Origin of the sequence: Nitrincola nitratireducens, from assembly GCF_000585235.1 — a bacterium.
GTDB classification, from domain to species: domain Bacteria; phylum Pseudomonadota; class Gammaproteobacteria; order Pseudomonadales; family Balneatricaceae; genus Nitrincola; species Nitrincola alkalisediminis.
On the sequence record NZ_AONB01000029.1, the window covers coordinates 1 to 26,503 of the forward strand.

Sequence of the window (26,503 nt, forward strand, 5' to 3'; positions counted from 1 at the left end):
TTGGATGGTTTGTGATGTGGTTGAAAAACCCATCCAAGTGACAGAGTTAATGTTGGATTGGGCAATCAATGGGTGGGCTGAACAAATGGTCTTTAACTTGAAGTTGCCGATGAAACAGCGCTATAAAGAAACCCTTCAGTGCTTAGACCGATTGAAAGATGGATTGAATGAACATTCAATTAACTTTAAGCTTTCCGCTAGGCATCTTTATCATGATCGTGAAGAAATTACCTGTTATTTAGATTTGCGTAAGGACTGATGGGTCTTTTTTGATTAAGATTTTCTGTTTTAAGGCATCCTTAAGGCATTAAAGTTAAAAAAAGATCCGAGTATTGGTTTATATGGCTTAGGATATTTGAGAGAATATGCGACGTAATCCCAACGAGATAGGTTATGGAAACGATTACTGTTGATCAGTTTTTAGATGCAACGGGTCTACTCTGTCCTGAACCTGTGATGATGCTTCATGCACAGGTCAGAAAAATGCAGGTAGGTGATGTGCTGCATGTTAAGGCGACAGATCCGTCGACAGAACGGGATATTCCCAAGTTTTGTACATTTTTGGGACACGAATTAATCAGTCAGAGTCATCAGGGTCAAGTGTATGAATACTATATCCGAAAAGGTTCTGTCTGAAATTGAACAAATGCAATTGAAAATGGATGTTTTGCTCAGCGAATGCGAGCAGCGTCTGAATAGTCTTGAGCAGAGCTTGTCTCAGCAGGAATCAACAGTCGAGAGAAAAATAGTGAGTGATACAGCGTTAATTGAAACCAATAATGGTCAGCGTAAGCCAGTTTCAAAAAATCGTGCGGCGAACTTGGCAGCGTTGCAAGCCTTAATGGAGCAGTACCCGGCAGTTTTCTCTCGTGAGTCAGTAAAGCCTCTGAAAATTGGCATTCAAGAAGACTTGGTTGCTGACGACAAGGTATCTAAGAGTAAAATTAAGCGTGCGCTTGCATCCTACGTGCGTTCTCCCCAGTATTTGAAAAGCTTGCAAGAAGGGGTCGATCGTATCGGAATCGATGCCTCGCCTGTCGGAAAAGTGACAGCAGAAGAAGCAGAGCATGCGAAAGGGAAGCTCAAAGAGTTTCATCAAATGCGTAAGCAGCGTAAAGCTGAGCAAGAGAAAGAAGCGCGTCGTAAGGAAAAAGAAGAGCGCTTAAGTTCAAAGCTCGATCAATTGCTTACGCTGAATCGTCAAGCACGATAGGTGCACTGGGAAGCATCCCGCACTGATTCAGTAATTGTTGCCAGGCTAGAGTGTGTCGATCTCTGGCTTGGACATAGGCTTGCCATACTCCATGAGAATGTGTCTTACTCAATACCTTCTGTTGATACTCTTGCATGGCATCAGGAAGGGGGAGGTTCTTAAGAATACGTTCATGGCCGCTTAGCCAGCGTTCACCGAATTGGTGTACTTGACTTAAGTAGGGCTGGAGTTCTCCCGCATAAAAATTAAGAAAGACATTTCTGATAATGGCGGATTGATTGTTCGGTTGTTGGTTAAAACAAACCGCTCTGCGGTTTAAGCGCGCTTCAATCCCATCAGCAACTTGGTTTAGTGTGTAGGTGAGCCAATCTAGGCTTTTTAGCCACTCGCCGCCCGATGCATTCCTATATAAGATCTCGTAATAGGTCTCTATATCCTTAGCTATTTTCGGTTCTGGCCATTCGCTCAATTGAGTCAGCTCACTTATCTGAATGAAAGCATTTAAAGCGATTTCAATGTCGCTAATACGGCCTTGGCTTTCAAGTGGGAGCGCGGTTTTGGCTAGGGAAAACTGTTGTTCCATTTCTGAGCTGGTATAAATACTGTTCCAGATCAGCTTAGGTAACTCTCGTTCTTTGTGAGCAATGATCTCATTGACTCTGTTGATGAAAATCGACGAGTTGTCGTGTTGATCCTCCATCAGCTGCCTTCTGCAGTCATAAAGTGCGGGTAAGAAGCGCAGTTCGTAGCGTAACTGCTGGGAGGGTTGCATGACGCGGCCTAGGTTACTGTTACGTTCGGATATGAGTGGTAGCAAGTCGCACTGTCTGAACTCCAATACATCCAGTAAGCCTTCACGTATTGGCACAATTTCAAGCAGCCGCTCTCTGCGCAAGGGGAAAGCGGGCAGTCTTGCCGACGTGTTGGGCTTGAACTCGATAGGCTGATCGAGCGCGTTGCTGACGCGTGAGACGTAGTTCTCCAGCATTTTTTCAGCGCTAGGTTCTGCGCACCCTACAAGATACAGACAAAGAGTAAGTAGGCTAGCGGCTCTGATAGTCATGTTTGGACACTCGGTGTAATCGACTCAACAACATTACGGCGCCAAAGCTGAGTCCGATCAATAATCCATACCAGAACCAGCAGCACCTTGGGCAGGCAAGATAATGTCGGTTAATCCTAAAATGTACCCGGATGGAAGTCCTATAATCCAGAAAGAGATAAAGACCAATAGTAAAGGGACGGCAGTGTCTTTATATCCACGAAGTGCGCCGGCTGCACAGACTTGAATGGCATCTGAAAATTGAAAAAGGGCGGCTATGAGTAGTAGTTGTGTGGCCAGTGACACGATATTTGTTTCTGATGTGTATAGACCCACAATTGAGCGCACAAATAGAAAGACAAAGAGGCAGGTAAAAAATGCGATAAGCAGTGTTAAGTAAATGCCGGTAAAGGCGGCTTTGCGAGCCTCCAGTATTTGCTTGGCACCCGCAAGCTGTCCGACCCGAATCGTAAGAGCCATTGCGATGCTTAATGGAATCATAAAAATCAGCCCCGTAAAACTGATTGTGATTTGGTTCGCCGCAATTACTGTTTCGCCGTAAGGGGCAATGAGCAAAGCGATGACACTAAACATGCTGGATTCAATGAGTAATGCAAAGCCTATAGGTGTACCAAGTTTTAAAAAAGCGATGAGTTGAGAGGGGATAGGCACTTGCCATTTGAAGCTTAAATGTGCAAAAAATTTGCTTTTGTTAAGGTAAAGAGTGCCTGCAAATAGCATGATCCACATTACTATGGCGCTAGCAATGCCGCATCCCACACCGCCTAAAGCGGGTAATCCTAGCTTTCCAAAAATGAAAATGTAATTCAGTGGTATGTTGCATAGAAGGCCAAGCAAGGCGATTTTCATAACAGCTTTTGTTCTTCCATGTCCCTCACTAAAACCACGAATGACCTGTAAGAGCAGCAAGGCAGGAAATCCCCACGAAATCGCCGCTAAATAGCCCTCAGTCTTGGCTTGTAGGCTGGGTTCAAGAGAGAGTCTTGACAGTATAATTGAGGTGTTTTGCAATAAGAAAACTGAAATCGCCCCCAAAAATAGGGCTACCCAGAGGCCTTGGTAAAATGTTGAGCGGACTTTGTGTGTGTCTTGGGCCCCAACATGGTGTGCCACAATAGGGGTGGTTGCCATGAGAATTCCGGCCAGCGCCAAAAAGATGGGAAGCCATAAGCTGCTTCCGAGTGCAATTGCCGCGAGGTCTTCGCTGCCCGCGCGTGCAGACATGAGGGTGTCGACAAAGCCCATGGTGTTCTGGGCAAGTTGAGCGATCATGATTGGCCAAGCCAGCATTAAAAGGCTTTTGCTTTCATGAAATATAGACGCAGTTTGAGTGGGGCTGGATCGCATGGTCTGAACTTATAATAGGTAAAGGTAGGGGGAGTGCCAATAAAAAGGGCACTGTTAGTGCCCTATAGTATGCCATAACGTAAACCGGATATCAGTCGAGTCGTGCTTTGACGTAGCTGCCAGGTGCCGCCTCAATCACGGTATGATCGGCGTTACCGTACTCTTTCGGAGCGTCAATTTTCTTACCTGCGCGGCGTTTGACCCATTCCGCCCAATTGGACCACCAAGATCCTTCTTGTTTTTCAGCTGTTTCGAGCCAATGATCAGGTCCTTTTCCGAGTTCGCCTTTAATCCAGTAATGTCTGCGATTTTTGGATGCTGGGTTAATAACACCTGCAACGTGGCCGCTCGCGCCGAGTACGAACTCCATTTGACCTTTAAACAGCTCAGTGGCGGCAAAGGTGCTCTTCCATGGTGCGATGTGGTCTTCAATGGTGGATAAGAAGTAGCAGGGTACTTTGATTTTACTTAAATCAATGGGTTCGCCACAAATTGAGACACCATTAGGCTCAACTAACTTGTTCTCTAGGTACATTTTCGTTATGTAGAAAGTGTACATGCGAGCAGGTAAGTTCGTTGGGTCGCTGTTCCAGTAAAGGATGTCGAAAGGTGCAGGCGTTTGGCCTTTGAGGTAGTTGTTAACAACATAGGACCAAATCAAGTCGTTTGAGCGAAGCATATTAAATGACGTCGCCAACTCACGACCGTGCAAAATGCCTTCTTTATTGACCTTTTCTTTCAACTGTTTGACTTGGTAGTCATCAATGAAGACCTTAAGATCGCCCGGATCGCGGAAATCTGTCAGGGTTGTTAAGAAGGTTGCCGACAACACGCTGTTATCTTTGCGGTTAGCCATAACGGCCAGCGCTGTTGCCAGTAAGGTTCCGCCAACACACCAAGCAACCGCATTCACTTTTTCAGACTGGCTGATTTCTTTGGTGACTTCGATTGATTTTAGTACACCGCGCTCGACGTAGTCGTCCCAGCTGAGAGTTCTCATTTCTTTGCTTGGGTTGACCCAAGCGACTAAGAAAACGTTATGTCCTTGTTCGACACAGTATTTGACATAGGAGTTGTGCGGTTGTAGGTCGAGAATATAAAACTTGTTGATGCTCGGCGGTACAATCAAAAGAGGTTTTTCAAAAACCTGTTCACCTTCCGGTTTGTATTGAATCAACTGGAAGATATCGTTTTGAAAAACCACAGCGCCTTCAGTGGTGGCGATGTTTTTGCCGAGTTCAAAGGCAGATTCATCTGTCATGGTGATATGACCTTTGTCGATATCACCCAGCAGATTTTTCAAACCATCTACTAAGCTTTGACCATTGGTTTCAATGGCTTGGTTGATCACTTCAGGATTGGTGAAGGCAAAGTTCGTCGGAGACATGGCATCCAAATACTGTTGAGTATAAAACTCTAGTTTTTGTTGCTCTGCGTCAGATAGCTTTGCATTTGCTGCCATTTCAGTCAGCATTTTTGAAGACAGCAAATAGGATTGTTTGATGTAGTCAAACACTGGGTTTTTAGACCATTCGTCACTCTGAAAGCGGCGGTCGCCCGGCGCTGGTGCTGCAACTGTCTCAGTTGTGCCAGTAAACAGGTTGCGCCAAAGATTAAGCTGTGCTTGCTGATAATCTGCGATGGCTTTAATCCATACGGTTGGGTCTTTCAATGAGCGGGTAGCGAGATCGGTCCACGTCTGGGTGAAGTTGCGGAAAATATCATCCCCCCCCGTTGCCGAATACATCTCTAGTATTTTGCTGGTTTCTTGGCTTACATACTCGATAAACTCTTGAGGATCAGAAACTTTACTGTTCTTTTGTTCCATAATATACGCCTATCTGTCCGGAGGGTTGTCTGATCACGCTGTGATCACCATACACCTTATAGCATGCGATGTTTGAATGACATTATCATTAAGGTGAAAGTGCGTAAACCCCGAGAGTCGTGTTAATGTTATTAATCTGCAGCAATTATACAAATGGGCTGGAATCGATAGATGTTGAAACTTGAGTTGATGAGTACGGAAGGGTGTCATCTGTGTGATGAGGCTGAAGCCGTTTTACAGCTGTCGCTGCCGGCTGACCAGGTTGAGATCGACTGGGTGGATATTGCGTATGACGATGCGCTCATGGATCAATTTGCAACGCGTATCCCCGTGCTCTATTGTCCATCAACAGCGCAAGCGCTGGATTGGCCATTTTCACCAGAAGATGTTCACGCCTTTCTAACATCCGTGTTAGAAGGCTAAGCTGTGTTTGAAAAACCAGCTTAGGTCGGCGCGAAGGTCTTTTAGCGATTTGAATACCAAGCCAATTGTCTTTGTTCCTCTTGGCTCAGTATGCTGGCACTGTAGTTATGCATTTCAGCATAGATGACACCAAAAGTAAGAACGTTTTGCACGTACTGGCGGGTTTCATCAAAGGGGATGGTCTCTACCCAAATATCCAAGGGTAAGTGTCCGCGAGCCGACAACCATTGGCGAACTCGGCCAGGGCCTGCATTGTATGCGGCGGTCGCATGGACGCGGTTTCCATTGAAAAAGCCAAGCATCTGAGAAAGGTACGCTGAACCTAGGCGAATATTCGTGTTAGGCTCGTTCAAGCGCTCCAGATCGTCCAGTGGGATCTCAAAGCGTCTCGCTGTTTCGCGTGCGGTCGCAGGCATGAGCTGCATCAGTCCTCTTGCGCCCGCCCCAGAGCGCGCGACATTCTGAAATGCACTTTCTTGTCGAGTCACGGCTAGGGCCCACGCAGGATGGATATTGAACTCACGGGTCGCATCCGCAAAGAGTCGCGCGTGTGGTGCGGGGAAGCGTAGTTCTAAATCATCCCAGCGATCACTGGCAATGGCGCCGCGGATGCCTTGAAAATACCAGCCCCAGGATTTAAAAAGATGGGCGGCAATATGCAGTTCGTGATCAGAAAGGTGTGCGGTGACATGGTTCCATTCAGACCGAGCTAGATCTTCAAAGCCGAGGTGATAAAGCTCATGTATGCGCTGCATAGCTGGCAGTTTTCGAATTCGCTCGATTTCAGCCGTTGTTGCCTGCTTGGGTTGGTGATTGATTGAGAAAGGCTTGCCTTGCATTTCCGCAGCAATGAATCCGTAGAAACTGCGATCCGCCACTAAGGTTTGTATAAGCTCTGGTGCTGGGCGTTGGTTAAGACGCATTTGGGTCACCATGTGCCAGTATTGCCAGCGTGGTGTGTTTTTAACGTGATCTGGAAGGCGCTGAATGAGCTGGCTAACCGTTGTCCAGTTTTGTTCGGTGAGTGCTAAGCGTATGCGCCACTCCGTCAGCTCTGCAAAATTAAAGTTCGGGTCAAGTTGAGCCAACAATTGGGGGGCATTGGCATGGAACCCTTTGGCATAGCGTACACCATGTCTAACGCTGATGGCCTCTTGCTCTTCCGTTGGAATGGCTAGACTTCGCGTTAACGAAATCCAAAGTTTTAAAGAGCCTTCTAAGTCTTTAGGAGCCAGCTTATTCACCGCAAGCATTGCTAAGCGACGATGGTGGGGTGTGTTGCGTGTGAGCTGGTTAGGTTGTGCTTGCAGTGTTTCAGGCGAATTATAAATTGACCAGATTAGATTCAGATGGGCTTTGTCTTGATCACGGGTGATAAACCGTTCAGCGTAGCGTGCAATACCGATGTTATCCGCTTCGAGCGCTTTCATGAAGCGATCAAAGGCCAGTTCGCGCGAGATACCTTGTTCATTGATCCAAGCGTCAAATAGAGGATCGCAGGCATTGTTCTGAGACTGGCCCACATTCCAGAGTTGTTCTGCTTGACGAAACGCAGATGCTTTATCACCTTGCGCCAAGGCGGCTCTGGCTGCAAAGCAATTTAGCCTTGGATTGGGGTGTTTGACCCTTGGGTAAAATTCAAGAAAACTATTCCAGCGCTGCTGTTGGCCCAGTTGAGATGTCCAGCTGTTGAGTAGGCGGTTATAGAGAGGCGTGCCTTGATACTGGTCCAAGAGTTCTTCAACTTCGCCAGCATTAAGCCTGGGCAATTGTTTAGATTGTTCCGAAAAGGTTAGATAGGGCAGAAGTGGGTAGTTCTGTAGTTGTTTCAAGCCATTGATATAGTCAGTTTGATTGCCTGTTTCCAATGCATTTAATGTTGATAAGTAAAGTGTTCTTTGGCTCTCAAGCGAGGGGGTGGCTTGAACACAGGATGAGAGCAAAACGCTAGCCGTAAGCGCACAAAAAAACTGGGTACCAGGCACGATAAGATGACTCCGATTGTTTAACACTGAATTAAAGAGAGTGTAGCGTTTTTTTAGGCTTTTAGAGAAGAGATTAGGCCGATTTCGTGTCTTTAGGGTAGAATAGTATTTTTTGATTCAAGACCCTTGAGAATTTCATGTCACTGATCCGAATAGATTCGTTGTCGCTTGCGTTTGGTACACAAATTATCCTAGACAACGCTTCCTTGCAGATAGAGGCAGGTGAGCGTGTTGCATTGGTCGGTTTAAATGGCGCAGGTAAATCAACCCTTTTAAAACTGATTAACGGTGAGCAGCAGCCTGATAATGGCACTTTATGGCGTGCTCCATCTTTACGCATTGCTCAATTGCCACAAATGTTGCCTGCTGCCGATGAACGACCCGTTAGAGATGTTGTGACGGCTGGGTTGGCGGATGTACTAGCCTGCGAGAGCAATATGAAACCTTGGCGATGACGGCCAGTGAATCCGATATGCGCGAACTGGATCGCCTGCAGCACGCTTTGGAGGCGGTTGATGGTTGGCAGTTAGAGCAGCGTGTTGACACAATTATTGCGAAACTTGGCCTGGATCCAACCAAAAAAATGGCGGAGTTGTCTGGAGGTTGGCGTCGAAGAGCGGCATTGGGTGCTGCCTTGGTTCAGAATCCTGATTTGTTGTTACTCGATGAGCCAACCAACCATTTGGATATCGAAGCGATTGAGTGGATGGAAAAGATGCTGCTCGACTTCCAGGGCGGCTTGTTGTTTATTTCACACGATCGCTCGTTAGTGGAGCATTTAGCTACCACTATTCTTGAGTTGGATCGCGGAATTTTGACGCGTTTTCCGGGCAGCTACAGTCAGTATTTAGAGCAAAAACAAGCCCTGTTGGAAGAAGAAGCGCGGCATCAGGCTGAGTTTGATAAAAAGCTCGCTCAAGAAGAGCGCTGGATACGTCAAGGCATTAAAGCACGGCGTACCCGTAACGAGGGGCGTGTCAGGGCACTCGAAAAAATGCGAAAAGAGCGCTCCGAGCGACGTATGCGTCAAGGAAATGCGAAATTTGGAATGGACGAGGCTCAGCGCTCAGGTAAATTGGTTACTGAGTTGGAGGCCGTCTCCAAGTCGTTTAAAGGCGAATGTTTAATCGATACGCTGACCTTAAGTATTCAGCGCGGTGATCGTATCGGCTTGATTGGTCCTAATGGCGCAGGTAAGAGTACGTTATTAAAGCTCTTGTTGGGTCAGCTTGAGCCTGACACCGGGACGGTGCGCTTAGGAACTAAGCTGGAAGTCGCTTATTTCGATCAAATGCGTGATGCGTTGGACCCCGAGAAAACCATTATCGACAATGTGTCAGGCGGTCGAGAAAGCATTGAAATCAATGGTCGTGCCCGTCATATCATCGGTTACCTGTCTGACTTCTTGTTCAGTCCTGAACGTGCGAGAACGCCTGTCAAAGCCCTCTCGGGTGGGGAATGTAACCGAGTGTTGTTGGCAAAAGTATTCAGTAAACCTGCCAATATTCTTGTCCTCGATGAGCCAACCAACGATCTGGATATAGAAACCCTAGAGCTGTTAGAGGAAATCCTCTTAGAGTTTCAAGGGACCTTGTTAATTGTCAGCCATGACCGAACCTTTTTGGATCATGTTGTCACCAGTACTCTGGTCTTTGAGGGTAATGGCAAGGTGCAGGAGTATGTCGGTGGCTATCAGGATTGGTTGCGTCAACGGCCTGTTCTGGAAAAAAGCGCCTCAGTTAAGGCTGACGCAACGCCGCCCGTTTCTTCGCCAAGCTCGGTGTCTAGTGCCACAGAATCAAAAAGTGCACCAGCGCGCACTAAACTGAGTTACAAGCTTCAGCGCGAGTTAGAAACGCTGCCAGGCCTGTTGGAAAACGCAGAAGCTGAGTTGGAGAAAATGCGACAAATCTGCTCTGCACCTGATTTTTACAATCAGGATCGTGATCAGGTCGCGAGCCAACTGCAGATGCTTCAGGAGCTTGAGCAAAAAGCAGAGCAGCTGATGGAGCGTTGGTTAGAACTTGAGGCCATGTAAATGGATGGCCTCAAGCAAGGTTAACTTTTTACCCTGATGGCTAGAACATCGCATATGGCACCGTGAAGCACGCCATTTGCTGTTGAACCCAGCAGTAGCGCTAAGCCGTGACGACCGTGACTGCCGACGACAATCAGGTCGGCATTAATTTCTTTGGCGACACGGTGTATTTCAGACTCGGTATGCCCAGTCACTATATGGCGCTGCTCTACAGGCTGATCAATCGCGGCACACAGGGTATCAAGTTTTTGTTGAGCATGCTCGTCCAGTTGCTCTTGTATGGTGGATAAGTCCATGGGGACATCTCCTCCATACGCAAAGGTCAGTGGCTCAACAACATGAATAATATTGAGGGCCGCGTCATAACGTTTGGCAAGATCAGCGGCTTTGGTTATGAGTTGCGCGGATTCATCGGACAAGTCAATGGCTAACAAAATGCGGTTGTAAGTGCTCATGTTAGTATCCTTTCTCAGTCTGGTCTAAAAATGACGCAGCCTAAGCGCGTCGATGTGTGTACTTATAGGATAGCAGTATGGAATGGGTAATCTCTATAGTTGTCATGCTTTCATTGGTTGGTTCTGTGATGTGGATCAAGCCTAGCCCAAGAGAGCGCATGCAATCGCAAATTCGTCTGCATGCGCGAGCATTGGGATTCATTGTGCAAATAGCAACCATCGAGACACCCCGGGCCAAAGGGGAGATGGATGTTGAGCGAAAGCGTCTACCGGCGTATCGGATTTTACGATCGGATCTATCACGCGATGAAAAAGACCAGTGGAATTCCTGGCAGGCATTTCGTGTGGAAAATGTTGCGAATCAGGGGTTGCCAAGCCAGTGGTCTTGGAAGCGCGGTGAGGGGATATTGACGTCGGAACAGTGTCAAATGCTGTCTGTTGTCATAGAGTCTTTGCCAGAGTCGGTATTTGCACTCGAGTCATCGCCTATGCATTTTACGGTCTATTGGCGCGAGTCAGGTGGGCCCGAGGTGCTAGATCAAATTAAAGCGGCTATCGAGCCTGTTCTAAAAGCCAAGTTTTAAGAGGAATATGATGTTGAATCCAACGCCTGGACGCTATCGTCATTTCAAAGGGGCGGAATACGAGGTCATTGAATGTGCTCGTCATTCTGAAACAGAAGAGTGGTATGTTGTCTATCGTCCTCTGTATGGTGACAGAGGCTCTGGATTCGCCCTGTCACGCTGTTCTGTGAAGAGGTTGTCGACAGTAATGGCAATAGAGTGCCTCGGTTTCAGAGCTTAGCAGCGGGCTTATAGCTGACGCTGCTTTTGCTCATGATAGGTATCCATCGAATCAGCCAATGCCCCACGTCCAAAATCTTTTCGGGGCTGGAGCAGATCGAGTTGAACTTGCACCTTATCGAGCCTCTCTTGCTTTTGTCTTTTAGGGACGGTGGCTCTCACCAACATGGCTTTTGCATGTTTTAGATGCGCCAAGGCGGTGAGTTTATCGTTCTTCTGTATTTGATCCATGGCGTGCGCGTAGTGCGCATCGGCTACCAGCGTAATGTTTAGCCAGTAAAGTTCCAATTGATAGGATTTTGCCAACGAGGCTGTAATTTTTCCTTTACTCACCATTTCGCTAAAAAGTTTTTCAGCAAAACGTATATAAATCTGAGCTTTTCTGACCGCACGGTCATTTGTGAAGGCTTCTGGTTTGGGACGGGCTCTGTCGGTGGAATCCTTGATTTTGCTGATATCGGTCATCAAGTCAGAGTCAGGAGCCAAAATGCCGATTTCTTCTATTAGCGACAAGGCGTGTTGATTTAGCTTGTCAATAATGTCGGATCGACAATTGATTTCCTTCAAGACTGATAGTGCATTAAGTGTATGTTCTGATTGATCTTTAAGCCACTTCATGCGCGCGCTTTTCGCTGCTTTTTCTTCTTCGCGCGTCGTAATGACATAGTTCAATATCAGTGCTAAAAGTCCAAGCACGGCGATCAAAAAAAGAAAAATGAGGTTGTCACTGAGCATTCTGTTTGGCACTCTGATAGGTAAAGGTTAACAGCATTGAACCTATTATCGTTTTTTTTTCGTAAAGATAAACTGAATGAATTATACAACTTTACTTGACCCGCTGCTAAACAGCACTTATATATGCACCCATGTTTCAGGGCAGACCTCTGCATTTAAGGATCTAGTTTAATGGGAAAGACCCTCGTTATTGTCGAGTCTCCGGCAAAAGCCAAGACGATCAACAAATACCTCGGTAGCCAATACGTGGTTAAATCCAGTGTGGGCCATATTCGCGATTTGCCCAGTAGTGGCAGTGGTACGCAAACCGATCCTAAAGAGCGGGCGCGTCAAGCGGCTTTGACCCGTAAGCTTTCTCCAGAAGAAAAAGCGGAGAACAAAAAGCGCAAATCACATGAACAGCTCATTCGACGAATGGGGGTTGATCCTGAGAATAACTGGGATGCTCGCTATGAGATCCTGCCAGGAAAAGAAAAAGTTGTAGAGGAATTAAGAAAGCTTGCCAAGTCGGCAGATGCTATTTATCTCGCTACGGACTTGGATCGCGAAGGAGAGGCTATCGCTTGGCACTTGCGTGAAGCCATTGGCGGAGACGAAACACGCTATAAGCGTGTGGTCTTTAACGAGATCACCAAAAAAGCGATTCAAGAGGCCTTTGAAGAGCCGGGTGATCTTGCCATGAGTCGCGTTAATGCTCAGCAAGCACGGCGTTTTCTTGATCGTGTGGTGGGTTATATGGTCTCACCGCTGCTTTGGGAAAAAGTGGCTAGAGGTTTATCTGCAGGGCGAGTGCAATCCGTTGCCGTTAAGTTGATCGTGGATCGTGAGCGTGAAATCCGAGCGTTTAACCCTGAAGAGTACTGGGAAGTGTTCGCTCAAACGCAATCGGCTCAAGCCGATCAATTGCGATTAGGGGTCGTTAAATATAAAGAAGGTGAGTTCCGTCCCACCTCTGAGTCCGAAACGAACAACTATCTAGAGCTGCTCAAAACGCAAACCTTTACTGTGGTGTCTCGTGAAGATCGCGCGACCAGCAGTAAGCCGTCGGCGCCCTTTATCACTTCTACACTGCAACAGGCAGCCAGTACTCGGTTAGGTTTTGGTGTTAAAAAGACCATGATGATGGCGCAGCGCCTGTATGAAGCCGGTTACATTACGTACATGCGTACTGACTCAACCAACTTAAGCGTTGATGCCGTAGAATCCTGTCGAGCCTATATACAGACCCAGTTTGGTGAAGCCTATTTGCCTGAGGCCCCTGTGCGTTATTCAAGCAAAGATGGCGCACAGGAAGCGCATGAGGCGATTCGTCCCTCGGATGTTACGCTGCTGCCCAAAGACTTATCTGGGATGGAGTCGGATGCCGAGCGGCTCTACGATTTGATACGTCGTCAGTTTTTGGCTTGTCAGATGATGCCTGCCTTGTACACCAGTACACGCTTAATTGTGCAAGCAGGCGAGTTTGAACTTTCCACTAAAGGACGCATTTTACGCTTTGATGGTTACACCAAAGTGATGCCAAGCAAGTCCAAAGGCGATGAAGACGTTATTTTACCTGACCTAAAAAAAGGTGAGGTCTTAGCGCTTGAATCACTTGATCCTAAACAACATTTTACCAAACCTGCACCTCGTTACACCGAAGCAAGTTTAGTTAAAGAGCTGGAAAAGCGTGGAATTGGACGACCTTCTACCTACGCTTCGATCATATCAACGATTCAAGATAGAGGGTATGTTGAGTCTCAATCCAGACGTTTCTACGCCTGCAAGATGGGTGATATAGTCACCGAGCGCCTGAATGAAAACTTTGCTGATTTGCTGGATTACAGCTTTACGGCACGCATGGAAGCCGATCTAGATGAGGTTGCTCAAGGGCAGTTGGATTGGCGAGAGTTGCTCAATCGTTTTTACGCTGATTTTGTCACGCACCTTGAAAAAGCTCAGGATAATGAGCACGGAATGCGTCCAAATACCCCAACACCAACAAACATTGACTGCCCAGAGTGTGGCCGTAAAATGATGATCAGAACTGGGAGCACGGGCGTGTTTCTAGGCTGTTCGGGATATAACCTTCCACCGAAAGAGCGCTGCAAATGTACCATTAACCTCATTCCGGGCAATGAAGTGGTCAGTGCGGATGGCGACGATGAAGAAGAGTCTCGAATTTTGCGCAATAAGCATCGTTGCTCATTATGCGGAACGGCAATGGACTCTTATCTAGTGGATGAGGGGCGTAAGCTGCACGTGTGCGGTAACAATCCAGATTGCAGTGGTTACGAGATTGAAGAGGGCAGTTATCGCATCAAGGGCTATGATGGCCCGAGTATTGAGTGTGATAAGTGCGGTTCGGATATGCAGTTGAAAACCGGTCGTTTTGGTAAGTTTTTTGGGTGCACCAATTCGGCGTGTAAAAACACCCGTAAATTGCTTAAAAATGGTGAAGCCGCACCTCCGAAAATGGATCCTGTGCCTATGCCTGAATTGGCATGCGAGAAAGTTGACGATACCTATATCTTGCGTGACGGTGCCAGTGGTTTATTTTTGGCGGCCAGTCAATTTCCGAAAAATCGAGAAACACGTGCACCTTTAGTGTCCGAATTACTGCCTCATCAGTCGGAAATTGATAGTAAATACGCGTTTCTATTCAGTGCGCCTGTTCAAGACAGTGATGGAAATCCAACGATTGTTCGTTACAGTCGCAAAACAAAAGAGCAGTACGTTATGACGGAGGTCGAGGGTAAGGCAACAGGCTGGAAGGCCTACTTTACCAACGGTGTCTGGAAAGTGGATGCCCCAGCTAAAAAATCTAGCAAAAGTTAATTGGGTGGCCAAGTAGGCTAGGAGAAAATGATGGCAGAAGTATACCTTGCTAGAACCAATCAGAAGTTGACCTTCGCGCGTTTGCATTTAGAGGCGTTAGCGAATGCTCAGGCGTCATCAGGATGGAGTAAGCATGCATTGATTGAATCGTATCAAGAGTCAATCTTGTTTCACCTGATGTCAGCCTATGTGTCCCTTCTTAGAGAGATTGCGGAGCGCTATCGAGTCAACGCTCAGAGCATTACCGAAATTCATGCATTACAACAGGCATTTGATGAGGCTGGCTTTGAGTCATCAGAGTTGTCTGAGTTGCTGGCGTTGCAAGAGAACCCTGTGAGTTGGTTACACAAACTGCACAATGCTTACAAAGCCTGTTGGGTAGCCACTGATAAAGTAAAAGAGGTGTCTGCTCAAACAAGCTTATCTGAAATTCAAGTTATGCAGGTTAATCCTGACCACTCTGAAGACAGTGGTGTTTATCAGGAGTACACGTCTTGGTTGGCTGAATTTAGAGCGCTGCTTGAACGTCAAAGAGCCGGTATGCAGGAGTGGTAAGCTGCCTGTTAAAGTCCGGTCAACCTTAGCCGGACTTAAACCTTGATACACATTTTTCGTCGAGGTTTAACTGCCTTGACGAATAACTCCGACGCTAATCCCTTCGATGACAAACTCTTCTTGACTTAGGTCGACCAAAATTGGATCGAAGTCTTCATTTTCGGCGATCAATTTTACGGTTTTACCCTTGCGTTCAAAACGCTTAACCGTGACCTCATCGCCAATACGAGCCACCACGATTTGCCCATTGCGCACGTCTTGAGTTTGATGCACGGCCAGTAAATCCCCATCGAGTATGCCAATGTTCTTCATGCTCATGCCACGTACACGAAGTAAATAGTGTGCGGATGGCGTAAAAAAGTCGGGAGCAATGGCACAGCGGCGTTCAATATGCTCAACGGCAAGAACCGGTGATCCTGCCGCGACAGACCCTATAACAGGCAGTTGATTGATGTCGCTATGGACATCCGGATCGGGTTCGGCATCTGGCAAGCGTATCCCTCTCGATGTATTTTGTATGATCTGGATCGCCCCTTTTTTTTGCAGCGCTTTCAGGTGTTCTTCAGCCGCATTCGCGGATTTAAAGCCGAGCTTAAGTGCGATCTCTGCGCGAGTGGGGGGATAGCCTGTGCTTTCAATGTGTTGACGAATGCAGTCCAACACTAGGGTTTGTCGTTGAGTTAATTTCATGTTTTTGCCTGTTTTTGTGTACAGTTACTGCATTTTTGTACAGTATTTTCATTAGGTCAAGTATTATCTGTTTGTATATCCAGTATTTTGTTAAAATAGGCGCAAGGTTTATGAGAGGGACATGCGTTTGCTAGATGAGTCAATAAAAACAACGATCCAACAGACGTACTCGCGTTTTTTGGAAAGCCGTGGTTTGCGTGCGCGTTCTGCTCAAAAACAAATGATTGCAGCTGTTGCAAGGACATTGGGCAGTATTCGTTTTGATGATCAAGGTAAACGCCTTGGGGAAGCGCATGTTGCTGTTATAGAAGCCGGAACCGGAACAGGTAAGACGATTGCCTACCTCTTAGCAACCTTGCCAATTGCAAAAGCCAAAGGGTTAAAATTAATTGTTTCGACGGCTACCGTTGCCCTTCAGGAACAGTTAGTGAACAAAGACCTTCCCGAGCTGTTGCAGCACTCAGGCCTTGAGTTTCGTTACACGCTTGCAAAAGGGCGGGGGCGATACTTGTGCTTGTCTAAAGCTGAGCAATTGTTGGAACAGCAGCAGGTGATGGGGCAAATGGCGCTCTATGCGGATGAAATTGAGCAGCGTCTTGAACCTCAGGTCTTGGCGGATGTTCAAGGCTTAATGGAAGTCTATGCGACAGGGCAGTGGATGGTGATCGTGATCGATTAGAGAAAGCCGTTCCTGATGATCGTTGGCAGTTGCTCACGAGTGATCATATGCAATGCACCAATCGGCGTTGCTTGAACTTCAGTGTATGTCCCTTTTATCGTGCCCGCGAGAGTATGGATGAGGCGGATCTGATTATTGCAAACCACGATTTGGTTTTGGCCGATTTATCCTTGGGCGGGGGAGCGATTCTTCCTGAGCCCGGTAAAACGCTTTATGTGTTTGATGAAGGCCACCACCTTGCCGATAAAGCAGGGAGTCATTTTTCCTATGCGATGCGTATTGAGAGCAGTATTCGATTGCTGGCGAACTTAGAAAAAAAACTACTGCAATTTAATGAGCAAGCACGAGTTCCCTTAATTGAAGATTTAGTGAGTCGTTTTCATCAACCCGTGAGTGATTTACTTTTAGTCTTGGGAACATTTAAAGATTTAGTCCAAGTACTCGCCTATAATGACGACACAGGGCGGTTGCCGCGGCATCGGTTTGTAGGTGGGCGGCAACCAGATGACTGGCTTGGTCCTGCAAAAGAGTTGTCCATGGGGTGTGCTCGTCTAGAAACCCTGTTTGAGCAGTTAGTGGGTGTGCTCAAAGATGCAATGGAGGGCAGCATCAAAGACATAGACCGACGTCTCGCAGAGGGGCTGTTTCCGCTGATGGGGATGTTCTGGGGGCGTATTCAGCAGATTGGCTGGCTGGCCGATTCCTATGCTAAAGTGGATGCAGAAGGAAAAACGCCTGTGGCGCGTTGGGTGGTTAAACATGACTCGGCGGGTTATACCGATTATGAGTGCTGCAGTAGCCCGGTATCCGTTGCCGCAACCCTAAAAGAGCATCTTTGGAATCCATGCTTTGGTGCGGTTTTGACCTCCGCGACCTTAACATCTTTGGGTAATTTTGATCGGGTGAAAATAGGGTTAGGATTACCCTTTGAAAGTCATTTTTTGCAGTTGAACAGCCCCTTTGACTATTTCAATGCGGCCACTTTAGAGATCCCGTCGATGAGGAGCGATCCCAGTTCTGTCGCAGAGCATACGGAGGAGGTGGCAGACTTTCTTAAGCAATATCTGATAAATACGAAGGCTGTGTTGGTTTTATTCAGTTCTTGGAAGCAAATGCTGACAGTGCTTGATAGAATGGATGAAACAATAAAGAATAGACTGATGGCGCAAGGTGATTACCCTAAGTCTGAAATCATTCGTCGGCATCGTGAGCGTATCGATCAGGGGTTAGACAGTGTGATTTTTGGGTTGGCCTCTTTTGCAGAAGGTGTAGATTTACCTGGAGATTATTTAACCGATGTGGTCATTACCAAATTGCCGTTTAGTGTGCCAGACGATCCCGTCGACGCCACAATGTCGGAATGGATAGAGCAAAATGGCGGTAACGCTTTCATTCAATGGACGATTCCAGCCGCTTCAATGCGTTTGACACAGGCCGTTGGTCGCTTGTTGCGCAGCGAGCAAGATCAAGGACGAGTGATCATTTTAGATAGACGTTTGGTTACAAAGCGCTATGGTCGACAGTTGTTGAACGCACTGCCGCCCTTTCGTCAAATATTTTAGCCAAACGCCCGTAACTTAATTAGATAGATAACAGTAGGCATGACTTTGAATACAGACGTTAACCTTTCCGAGTCCAGTGAAAACACCTCGAACACTCACCGTAAACCGCGTCGTAAACGCCGTGATCCGCGGTCCGAGGGTGCAAAAAAATGGACTCCTAAAGAGTTCGTTGTTCCTGAGGTGCTAGATAAAAAGCGATTTCATGACTTTAATCTGCCGGACGATCTTATGCATGCGATCGCGGATCTTGGTTTTGAGTACACAACACCGATCCAGGCGGCCACAATCGAATTGGCTTTACAGGGTAAGGATCTTATTGCGAAGGCTCAGACGGGAACGGGGAAGACGGCTTCATTTTTGATTGGTATTATTACGGACCTACTGGATTATCCTTTACCTCAACCTCGAAAGTTAGCAGAGCCACGAGCACTGATTATTGCCCCCACACGAGAGCTTGCCTTGCAAATTGCGGCCGATGCAGAGGCATTAACAACGCACACTGATTTGAATGTTGTGGCGTTAGTCGGTGGAATGGATTTCGATAAGCAGCGAAAATCTCTATCTGCCAATCCAGTGGATATTGTTGTCGCAACTCCCGGGCGTTTAATTGATTTTGTTAAGTCAAAAGACATCGACTTGTATCAAGTTGAAGTGTTAGTACTCGATGAAGCCGATAGAATGCTTAGCATGGGCTTTATTCCTGACGTCAGAACCATTATTCGCCATACTCCTCGCAAAGGGCCGGAGCGTCAAACCTTGCTTTACAGTGCCACTTTCTCAGACGACATCATGCGTTTAGCACGTCAATGGACGGTTGACCCCGTGCAAATTGAAATCGAATCGGATGCTCAAGTGTCTGATACCATCAGCCAGAAAGTGTTTCTTGTGGCGTCGGAAGACAAGTATAAACTGTTGCGTAATTATCTGCGGTTAAATCAGATTGAGCGTGCTATCGTGTTTGGCAATCGTCGCCATGAAACGCGTGCCTTAGCAGAAAAACTGCAGAAGGATGGCCATAAGGCTGCGCTGATGTCGGGTGAAATTCCCCAGAATAAGCGTGTAAAAACGCTGGAAGATTTCCGTAATGGCAAGATCCAAGTCTTAGTTGCGACCGATGTGGCGGGGCGTGGTATTCATATTGATGGTGTGACGCATGTCATTAACTATCAATTACCAGAAGATGCCGACGATTACGTGCATCGTATAGGCCGAACAGGCCGCGCTGGAGCACAGGGCACCTCTATTTGTTTTGCGTGTGAAAATGATTCCTTCCTGATTTCGGAAGTTGAAATGGGAACGGGTGTTAAACTTGAGTGTATCCACCCAAGTCCAGAACTCTTGGAAGATCCTGATGCGTTTAAGTTACGCTCTGAGGTGTCTGAAGTATCTGAGGTATCTGAGGTATCTGAAGTATCTGAAGTATCTGAGGTAGATGGTGCCCCTGAGTCTTCACCGCCCGAAATAGAAACGACACAGCCTGAGCTTCCGATAGAGGAGCAGCAGGATGAAACGTTGAAAGAGACGATTGTGCCAGTGGAAACCGAGGTTGCTGCTGATGAAGCCGCTAAAGTGGCTCAGGCATTGGTTGACGAGTCACCGGAAGTATCTGTAGATGCCGCCACGCTTACCGAAACACTAGAACCCATGGAGGAGGCTGCAAAAGCAGAGAACCCCACCAGTGCGCCAATTCTAAACGATGCGTCGAGGGTTGAAGCGTTGCCGAACTCAGACGTATCAGACGTGCCACAGGTTTCAACACCTGATGAAATGATTGCGCAGTCGGCGGAACCTGACCCTGAGTGGCGAGTCGAAAATACATCTGAACAGGCATCAGATCCCAGCAAGCCACCCGTATCTTGATGAGATTGTCCTATGGCAGAGGTTGAAGATAAACATAAACTGCATGTGTTAAGCCGTGTAGTCGGTGTCGCGTTAAGTGCATTTTTCGCAGCCGTTGGCATTGCGGGATATCAACGTACCCAAGATGTGATGCAGCTGTTGTTGTTTCTTGGTCTAGCATTTGTGGCATTTCTTTTGGTTAAGTTATTGTTTATGGGTATTGGTCGGTTGTTAGACCAACTGGATCAGACATCCAAGTAAGGTGAAGGAGTGGTTACGTTGATTCAATCCAATCAGCCAATTGCAGTGCTCGGCGGAGGAAGTTTTGGCACTGTCATTGCGAACATGATGGCGGAAAAAAATCTACCCGTTCGTTTGTGGATGCGAGATCAAGAAAAAGCCGACGTGCTTAATTCAACACGAGAGAATGCGCGTTATTTGCCAGGCTACTCTTTAGCGCCGTCGTTGGAGGCAACGGCGGATCTTGCCTATGCTTTGGAGTCGGCACGGCTTGTCTTTGTTTCGATCCCGAGCAGTGCCTTTCGCAGTGTCGTGGCTGAAGCGGCACCCTATCTGCGTGATGGGCAGTTGCTGGTGAGCACAACAAAGGGGATAGAGGCAGATACTTTTTGCTTAATGAGCGAAATCCTAAAGCAAGAAGTCCCCAATGCCAACGTTGGCGTTTTGAGTGGGCCAAACTTAGCCAAAGAAATTGCCCAGAGGCAGTTGGCGGCAACGGTGATCGCCAGTGAAGATGAAGAGGTCAGGACGCAGGTACAGGCCTTATTGCACTGTCCATATTTTAGAGTCTATGCCAGTACAGACACCTATGGTGTAGAGCTAGGGGGAACGTTAAAAAATATTTATGCCATTGCTGCGGGGCTTAGTGCAGCATTAGGTATGGGTGAAAACACTCGAAGTATGTTGGTGACACGGTCTCTGGCTGAAATGAGCCGTTTTGCGGTGTCCATGGGTGCAAATCCGATGACGTTTTTAGGGCTTGCCGGGGTAGGTGATCTAATTGTGACCTGTATGTCGCCTTTAAGTCGTAATTACCGAGTGGGGTATGCATTAGGTGAAGGAAAAAGTCTAGATGAGGCAGTTTCCGTCCTTGGTGAAGTGGCTGAAGGCGTGAATACCCTCAAGCAAGTTCGTGATAAATCAATCGAAAAAGACATTTACATGCCGTTAGTGTGTGGACTGTATGATGTTGTTTTCAAAGGTCTACCTGTTAAGGAAGTGGCGCGTAACATGATGTTAAATGTGCAAAGTACAGATGTTGAGTTTGTGTTAGCGCGCAGTGAGGTGCCTCGTTGATTGGTGTCTTTACTGAAGCCTCTTAATAAGGATATTCATGCAAGAAACCCACTTTAAATTGCCACATATCACCTTGTCAGCACTGGTCCAAGGTGAGCCGGGGTCGCCCCCGGTTCTCGCACTACATGGTTGGTTGGACAATGCGGCAAGCTTTAGAGCGCTTGCTAGGCATTTGCCTCAGGTCAACCTGATTGCAGTTGATCTAGCAGGTCATGGTTTTTCGGAGCATCGACCAAAGGCGTTCCCTATTACCTTTGGGATAATGTTTCAGATATCATGGCGTTAGCGGATCACTTGGGCCTTGAGCGCTTTCATTTACTTGGGCATTCCATGGGCGCATCCGTCTGTAGCTTAATTGCATCGCTATTTCCTGAGCGAGTGTTATCGGTGAGCCTGCTTGATGGTATTGCGCCATTAACAGATGAACCTGCTGATTTACCTAAGCTGATGGCGCTAGCTATGCAGCAATATCAACGCGTATCGCAAAAGCGTTCTGTCGGTTATTCCCGCTTTGAGGATGCAATTGAGGCCAGAATGCAAGGGCGTTTTCCTTTGCCTGATCAAGTGTCTGCCGTGGCGCTGCTCAAACGTGCGCTGACGATGCGAGGTCAGCGTTGGTATTGGCATACGGATCCAAGATTACGTTTGGCATCCGTTTTACGCTTGTCGAATGCCCAAGTTCAGGCTTTACTAAAACATATTCAGGCGCCCGTGTTGGTATGTCTAGCTGAGAATGGAATCGCAACAGAGGTAACCTATTCCCTTATAAAACTCGTACCTAATCACCGAATAGACGTTAAAGCTGGCCAACACCATTTTCACATGAAAAATGAAACGGCTGCGCAATTAGCGTGTCTTATAAATGAACATATTACGACTGCAATACGTTGAACCTATGTCTCTAAAAACAACAGGGGTTGTTATGCAAATTTTACGTTATGTGTTAGTGGTGAGCCTTTTTTCAGTTTTGAGCTGCTCTTCGGTGTTTGCGCAGCAACCTTCGGGTTTGCCTGACTGGTTTCAAGTCTTTCCTTTGTCCTCTCTTGAGATGAGAACTCAAAAGAATGAGCCCGACTATTTGTTGGCGTTGAGTCAGATTACACGGATACAGGGCTTATTAAGAACGCAAAACGAACGACGTCTCAATGGGACATTAATTCGACATACATGGCAGTTAGCTGCAGGTCATGGGCCCGAACAAGGATTCGATCATGTCAAGCAGCAGTTGATAGCACAGGGGGCAAACATACTCTATGAATGTAGCTCTCGACAATGCGGTGCCAGCAATTTGTGGGCCAACCAAATATTTGGTTATGCCAATTTATTAGGTGTCGATAGCAGTCAATACTACCTTGCAGCTGAAGTCGAAGCAGGGCACATGGCTCTTTATGCTGTTCGTAGAGGTAATGGGCGAGTGTATTTACATTTGGACTATATAGTGGATCCAAGTCAACCCGCAGCTTCCCAAGCTGTGGCTCCAGAACCTCAAGTTAGCGACAGGGATATTCGTTCGGAGGCGCCTGAGAGCTCATCCGATGTTTCGTGGTTAAGGTTGATGGAGTCACAGGGTTTTGCTCAGCTGCCAGGTTGGCCCGATAGGGCAGAGGATGCAAAAGCGTCGTTAAAAGACTATTTGGACCAACATCCCACGCAACGTTTACGAGTTGTATTGCACCGAGCTAGCTTTTCAACCGAGCCTCTTTTGACTCAAACCAATGCTGAAGCGCAAGCCTTCTTAAGCGCTCTTGTCAATTTGGGTATTAATATTGACCGAATCGACATATATGGAGCAGGATCTTTAGCGCCTGAAGCGTGGCAGGGCAGAACCTCTTCTGCAACCGTTATGGTTATTAAAGAAGATTAGCTTCTCTCGCTATTGGTTTTTAAGCTGAAGCGATCTTGTTGTCCGTATTAAGATCGCTTATCTTTGTTGCGCTTTAAGAGAACGTAAACAGCGCCAGTGCCACCGTCTTTTGGTTGAGCTGATGTAAATGCCAACACCTGAGGGATTTGTTGTAACCAATCATTCACGCACGACTTGATCATCGCCGCTTGCCCACCTTCACTATAGCTTTGCCATGTACAACAATGACGCATTGATGTTCAAGTCGAATAGCATCGCGAATAAATCGGCTGAGCTCATCACGGGCTTCATCAATTGAAAAGCCGTGCAAATCAATGCCTTGCTCCCAAGGGATATGGCCTTGACGCAGTTTTTTGATGCGGTTGATCTGTACACCGGGCACAGCAAAAATTAACTCTTCTTCTGACTCCACCAGCTTAGAGACCTCTGAGGACAAGCCATCGACAAGCGATTCCTCTTCTTTGCTTGCCACCCAACGACGATACGCCAGCTTCGGGTCTTTGCGAGCTGAAAAAGAGGGACGTAAATCGGCTTTGGTATTTTGTATGGGTTTGACGTCGGACATCAAACGTGCAAAATCGGGTTCATCATCAGTACGGGGCATCTTCTACAACTCTGTCATCGCATTTAAACACTTAATTCTACTGCATAAGGTCGGGTATCAAAAGGGTGAGGGTGGGCAATAATCTTTCGCTCTTTAACAAAACGCATTTATACAACACAGTAACACAGAGAGCTTTCGTACTTGGGGGCAATCAATAGCAGCAACCCAAAATACAGTACCCGTAACATTTTCTCATGTAATTGCAGAGGCACTTGTAAGGGGGTTTAAATTCAGGTGGCGGTATCGCTGATAAATGTCTGCCAGTTCATTCAGGTTTGATTGATGTTTATCCATCCATGACAGCATCTCTGTCGGCAAACGTCGAGTATTACCCCAGTCGATACCATAACCATCTGGCATAAACAGCGGGGCAAACAGTGCGGCGGCTGTAAGGTCAGCACGGGAAAAGTGATCTCCTGCTAGGTAGCGTCCTGAACGATACATCTCACTGATTTCACCTAAACTGCTTTCAATTGTCTGGCGCGCGGTGTCGGCATTGGCCGCATTGATACGCATTTTTTTGCGCATCACCTGCGCTATTTTTGGAAACAGCAGTCGGAATAGCCAGCGTTTGTAAGCCGGTGAGCCTGTTGTCAGCCAGGGAACCAGAATATCTGGTCGATTAAGCAGAAAATGATAGGCAAAGACCCGCACAGCGGTACCCACTTCAGTATCCAGTCGCGACTCCCAGTGCTGGATTTGCTGTATTTCAGACTCACTGCCCTGAACCAGAGGGGGCTGTAAACGATCAAGATAGTCCAGAATAGCCGCAGATCCCTGAATGATCTGTTCGCCCTGTACCAGAAGTGGAAGGGCTGTCGAGCGGGATAACTGGCTTATCCGTTTGATATGGAAACCGGGTATCAGGTTACAGGTTTTGTAGTCGAGTCCTTTCAGATCGAGCGCCCAGCGTACCTTCTCACAATAATGTGAAATAGGAAATTGATAGAGGGTGATGTCAGTCATGCTTTAAAGTCCGGTTTTATATGCCAATTTTGGGGTTCTAATACTTGATCCAGAGTGTTGCTGGTTATAATAGACTAAGATATTCCTCTGGCGACATGGGACGATGAAAAAAATACCCCTGACCGGAATGGCAACCCCAGGAAGAGAGCAGCTTCAACTGCTCCTCCGTCTCAATCCCTTCTGCTGTCGTATGAATGTGCAGATCGAGGCTCAGTTGAATCAGACTACGACACAACGTTTGGTTCGTTGGATTACTGTCCAAGTCTGACACGAACAGGCGGTCAATCTTGATTTCGTCTGGCCGCAGGCGGTGGATGTTTTGCATGGAACTATAGCCAGCGCCGAAGTCATCGATAGACAGACTAAACCCTGCTGATCTCAGCAGGGCCGCATTATCAACGGCTAGCCCACTGTCACTGACCACAGATGTTTCGGTAATCTCCAAAACGATACTGCTAGGTGAAATACCATAGCCCTTGCAGAGTTCGATGACGCCCGTCGCAAAATTTTGCTGCAGTAGATCGCGTGCAGAAATATTGATGGCCAGCGTTGTTCCATGCAGTTGATTTGCATGCTGCTGCATCCAGCTGAGGACCTGATGCAGTATCAGTTGCGTCAGCTGATAGATCAGCCCCACATGTTCAGCCAGTGGGATAAAATCAGCGGGTGACACCTTGCCCAGCGTTGCGTGATTCCAGCGTAATAACACTTCGCCACTGGTGATCTGGCCTGTCGACAGGACGACTTTGGGTTGGATTTCAAAGTGGAAGTCATGATTGCGGATCGCTTTGCTCATCTCAGCCACCAGCATCAACTGTCGATGTTGGTGCGATTGCAGATCCTGCTGATAGGGACTCCACAGGTGCGTTGAGTGCCAGTTGGCGCGAGCAGCCAGCTGTGCATGCTGGTAGAGCGTCGTCACATCCATCGTATTCAGATCGCCTGATGCCACGCCGATAGAGAAGAGTTGCTGGAACTCAAGCTGTTTCAGATGAATCGTCTGGTTCAACACGGGCTCAAGATGCTCAATAATCGCTCCGGGGCTGCCCACTTGATAACACAGAAACACCAGATTTTCTTGATCCATGTCGATCACATTGGCATGACAGAGGTTTGGCAGACGATGGCGAATAATATGAGGTTCTGACTCCAGCGCTTGATTGATGCGCTGTGCCAGCGTTGCCGAGGCTTTCTCCGCACTTTCCGGTCCCACGGCTTCGCTCAGTTCGGTGATACCAGATAACTGAATCAGTACCAGATGTACCGTATCATTGGGTAGCGCATGTTGTCGGTGCAGGTGGTTGATAAAAAAGTTCCGGTTGGCCAATCCTGAAACCGGGCTTGTCAGCAGCTTCTGGTTTTTTTCGGTCTCCAGATATTGGGTGCGTCGAGTCAGACTGAATGAAAAGCACAGCAGCTCAATCACAGTACTGATCAGCAAGGCGTGTTCGGTGAAAGTGTTAAAAGGCAATTGGTTGCGAAATACCATACCGCCAATGGCAGCACCTGCAATGAAGAACGACCAGGCGACCAAAAACAGTGTGGCAGGGGAGAAGCCCGTGCGTAAAATTTTGAAACCGAGGTACAGGCAGCAGATGGATACCGCACCCTGGAGTACCGAAAAGGGGGTTGCATAGGCGTATTCAGGCACAACCAGACTGACCAGCACGGCACTGACAAAGGCCAGATCTGCTAAGCGACGATAACGCCACCGTAACCG

At 47.4% G+C, this 26,503-nt stretch carries 26 protein-coding genes and 3 pseudogenes; 18 read left to right on the plus strand and 11 right to left on the minus strand.

What is annotated here, in order from left to right; genetic code table 11:
* The 3 genes and pseudogenes from D791_RS17495 to D791_RS17505 form a co-directional block, all read left to right on the plus strand.
* A pseudogene (locus tag D791_RS17495) lies at positions 1-259 on the plus strand (23S rRNA (cytidine(2498)-2'-O)-methyltransferase RlmM); the annotation flags it as partial.
* A gap of 134 nt (positions 260-393) precedes the next feature.
* Positions 394-636: a sulfurtransferase TusA gene (gene tusA / locus D791_RS17500; RefSeq protein ID WP_036514456.1), complete on the plus strand. Its 243-nt coding sequence runs from the start codon at positions 394-396 to the stop codon at positions 634-636.
* Positions 605-1,213: a ProQ/FINO family protein gene (locus D791_RS17505; RefSeq protein WP_237748701.1), complete on the plus strand. Its 609-nt coding sequence runs from the start codon at positions 605-607 to the stop codon at positions 1,211-1,213. Before tusA ends, D791_RS17505 begins: the two co-directional genes overlap by 32 nt.
* Here D791_RS17505 and D791_RS17510 read toward each other — a convergent pair.
* The 3 genes from D791_RS17510 to D791_RS17520 all read right to left on the minus strand — a co-directional run bounded on the left by D791_RS17510 (position 1,188) and on the right by D791_RS17520 (position 5,451).
* On the minus strand, positions 1,188-2,276 hold the full coding sequence (locus D791_RS17510) for a DUF3080 family protein (RefSeq protein WP_036514458.1): 1,089 nt from the start codon (positions 2,274-2,276) through the stop codon (positions 1,188-1,190). The two genes, D791_RS17505 and D791_RS17510, sit on opposite strands and share 26 nt — an antisense overlap.
* Before the next feature lie 57 nt (positions 2,277-2,333).
* The gene (locus tag D791_RS17515) at positions 2,334-3,623 is read right to left on the minus strand and encodes an MATE family efflux transporter (protein ID WP_237748702.1); all 1,290 of its coding nucleotides are present in this window, start codon (positions 3,621-3,623) and stop codon (positions 2,334-2,336) included.
* A gap of 91 nt (positions 3,624-3,714) precedes the next feature.
* The gene (locus D791_RS17520) at positions 3,715-5,451 is read right to left on the minus strand and encodes a PHA/PHB synthase family protein (RefSeq protein ID WP_036514460.1); all 1,737 of its coding nucleotides are present in this window, start codon (positions 5,449-5,451) and stop codon (positions 3,715-3,717) included.
* 171 nt (positions 5,452-5,622) lie between these two features.
* Here D791_RS17520 and D791_RS17525 point away from each other — a divergent pair, with 171 nt between their 5' ends.
* A complete protein-coding gene (locus D791_RS17525) occupies positions 5,623-5,874 on the plus strand; it encodes a glutaredoxin family protein (RefSeq protein ID WP_051514661.1) in 252 nt (83 codons plus the stop codon).
* 41 nt (positions 5,875-5,915) lie between these two features.
* Here D791_RS17525 and D791_RS17530 read toward each other — a convergent pair whose 3' ends face one another.
* The gene (locus D791_RS17530) at positions 5,916-7,859 is read right to left on the minus strand and encodes a transglycosylase SLT domain-containing protein (protein ID WP_036514461.1); all 1,944 of its coding nucleotides are present in this window, start codon (positions 7,857-7,859) and stop codon (positions 5,916-5,918) included.
* A 137-nt stretch (positions 7,860-7,996) separates the two neighbouring features.
* On the opposite strand from D791_RS17530, the gene D791_RS21930 reads away from it, so the two are divergent.
* Positions 7,997-8,314 (plus strand): ATP-binding cassette domain-containing protein, encoded by a 318-nt coding sequence (locus D791_RS21930; protein ID WP_193365010.1) that lies wholly within the window; start codon positions 7,997-7,999, stop codon positions 8,312-8,314.
* Positions 8,311-9,897 carry an ATP-binding cassette domain-containing protein gene (locus tag D791_RS17535; protein WP_193365011.1) on the plus strand — a complete coding sequence of 529 codons (1,587 nt, stop codon included), beginning with the start codon at positions 8,311-8,313 and terminating at the stop codon, positions 9,895-9,897. The genes D791_RS21930 and D791_RS17535 overlap by 4 nt, the downstream gene beginning before the upstream one ends.
* 20 nt (positions 9,898-9,917) lie before the next feature.
* On the opposite strand, the gene D791_RS17540 is transcribed toward D791_RS17535, so the two are convergent.
* Entirely contained in the window at positions 9,918-10,352 is a 435-nt protein-coding gene (locus D791_RS17540) for a universal stress protein (protein ID WP_036514462.1), read from the minus strand.
* Between the two features lie 77 nt (positions 10,353-10,429).
* On the opposite strand from D791_RS17540, the gene D791_RS17545 reads away from it, so the two are divergent.
* Positions 10,430-10,936: a hypothetical protein gene (locus D791_RS17545; protein ID WP_036514463.1), complete on the plus strand. Its 507-nt coding sequence runs from the start codon at positions 10,430-10,432 to the stop codon at positions 10,934-10,936.
* A 10-nt stretch (positions 10,937-10,946) separates the two neighbouring features.
* Positions 10,947-11,170, plus strand: a pseudogene (locus D791_RS19825) (DUF1653 domain-containing protein).
* Here the strand turns inward: D791_RS19825 and D791_RS17550 are convergent.
* A complete protein-coding gene (locus D791_RS17550) occupies positions 11,165-11,890 on the minus strand; it encodes a hypothetical protein (protein WP_036514466.1) in 726 nt (241 codons plus the stop codon). The pseudogene D791_RS19825 and the gene D791_RS17550 overlap by 6 nt on opposite strands.
* 171 nt (positions 11,891-12,061) lie before the next feature.
* On the opposite strand from D791_RS17550, the gene topA reads away from it, so the two are divergent.
* Positions 12,062-14,707, plus strand: a complete 2,646-nt coding sequence (topA, locus tag D791_RS17555) for a type I DNA topoisomerase (protein WP_036514469.1) — start codon at positions 12,062-12,064, stop codon at positions 14,705-14,707.
* Positions 14,708-14,737: 30 nt separating this feature from the next.
* Positions 14,738-15,262: a DUF6586 family protein gene (locus D791_RS17560; protein ID WP_036514470.1), complete on the plus strand. Its 525-nt coding sequence runs from the start codon at positions 14,738-14,740 to the stop codon at positions 15,260-15,262.
* A 66-nt stretch (positions 15,263-15,328) separates the two neighbouring features.
* Here the strand turns inward: D791_RS17560 and lexA are convergent, their stop codons facing one another.
* Positions 15,329-15,952: a transcriptional repressor LexA gene (lexA, locus tag D791_RS17565; protein ID WP_036514471.1), complete on the minus strand. Its 624-nt coding sequence runs from the start codon at positions 15,950-15,952 to the stop codon at positions 15,329-15,331.
* 121 nt (positions 15,953-16,073) lie between these two features.
* Between lexA and D791_RS21235 the strand changes: the two genes are divergently transcribed.
* The 8 genes and pseudogenes from D791_RS21235 to D791_RS19335 all read left to right on the plus strand — a co-directional run bounded on the left by D791_RS21235 (position 16,074) and on the right by D791_RS19335 (position 23,213).
* The gene (locus D791_RS21235; protein ID WP_237748703.1) at positions 16,074-16,631 is read left to right on the plus strand and encodes a DEAD/DEAH box helicase; all 558 of its coding nucleotides are present in this window, start codon (positions 16,074-16,076) and stop codon (positions 16,629-16,631) included.
* Entirely contained in the window at positions 16,607-18,193 is a 1,587-nt protein-coding gene (locus D791_RS17570) for a helicase C-terminal domain-containing protein (RefSeq protein WP_237748704.1), read from the plus strand. Before D791_RS21235 ends, D791_RS17570 begins: the two co-directional genes overlap by 25 nt.
* Before the next feature lie 39 nt (positions 18,194-18,232).
* Positions 18,233-19,534: pseudogene (rhlB, locus tag D791_RS19830) on the plus strand (ATP-dependent RNA helicase RhlB); the annotation flags it as partial.
* Positions 19,535-20,065: 531 nt separating this feature from the next.
* Positions 20,066-20,293, plus strand: coding sequence for a hypothetical protein (locus tag D791_RS17580; protein ID WP_036514474.1), 228 nt, complete (start codon positions 20,066-20,068; stop codon positions 20,291-20,293).
* An 18-nt stretch (positions 20,294-20,311) separates the two neighbouring features.
* On the plus strand, positions 20,312-21,349 hold the full coding sequence (locus tag D791_RS17585) for an NAD(P)H-dependent glycerol-3-phosphate dehydrogenase (protein WP_420329360.1): 1,038 nt from the start codon (positions 20,312-20,314) through the stop codon (positions 21,347-21,349).
* A 37-nt stretch (positions 21,350-21,386) separates the two neighbouring features.
* Entirely contained in the window at positions 21,387-21,635 is a 249-nt protein-coding gene (locus D791_RS19330) for an alpha/beta fold hydrolase (RefSeq protein WP_051514662.1), read from the plus strand.
* The gene (locus D791_RS17590; RefSeq protein ID WP_051514663.1) at positions 21,626-22,240 is read left to right on the plus strand and encodes an alpha/beta fold hydrolase; all 615 of its coding nucleotides are present in this window, start codon (positions 21,626-21,628) and stop codon (positions 22,238-22,240) included. The genes D791_RS19330 and D791_RS17590 overlap by 10 nt, the downstream gene beginning before the upstream one ends.
* A 31-nt stretch (positions 22,241-22,271) precedes the next feature.
* Positions 22,272-23,213 carry a DUF4892 domain-containing protein gene (locus D791_RS19335; protein WP_051514664.1) on the plus strand — a complete coding sequence of 314 codons (942 nt, stop codon included), beginning with the start codon at positions 22,272-22,274 and terminating at the stop codon, positions 23,211-23,213.
* Between the two features lie 47 nt (positions 23,214-23,260).
* Here the strand turns inward: D791_RS19335 and D791_RS21935 are convergent, their stop codons facing one another.
* The 4 genes from D791_RS21935 to D791_RS17610 all read right to left on the minus strand — a co-directional run.
* A complete protein-coding gene (locus D791_RS21935) occupies positions 23,261-23,446 on the minus strand; it encodes a Smr/MutS family protein (protein ID WP_337588688.1) in 186 nt (61 codons plus the stop codon).
* Complete coding sequence (locus tag D791_RS17600; RefSeq protein WP_272944870.1) at positions 23,392-23,817, minus strand: Smr/MutS family protein; 426 nt, start codon at positions 23,815-23,817, stop codon at positions 23,392-23,394. Before D791_RS17600 ends, D791_RS21935 begins: the two co-directional genes overlap by 55 nt.
* Before the next feature lie 192 nt (positions 23,818-24,009).
* Positions 24,010-24,783, minus strand: a complete 774-nt coding sequence (locus tag D791_RS17605; protein ID WP_051514665.1) for a glutathione S-transferase family protein — start codon at positions 24,781-24,783, stop codon at positions 24,010-24,012.
* A 64-nt stretch (positions 24,784-24,847) separates the two neighbouring features.
* Positions 24,848-26,503, minus strand: a 1,656-nt coding sequence (locus D791_RS17610; RefSeq protein WP_036514476.1) for an EAL domain-containing protein, incomplete at its 5' end; no start/stop codon positions are given.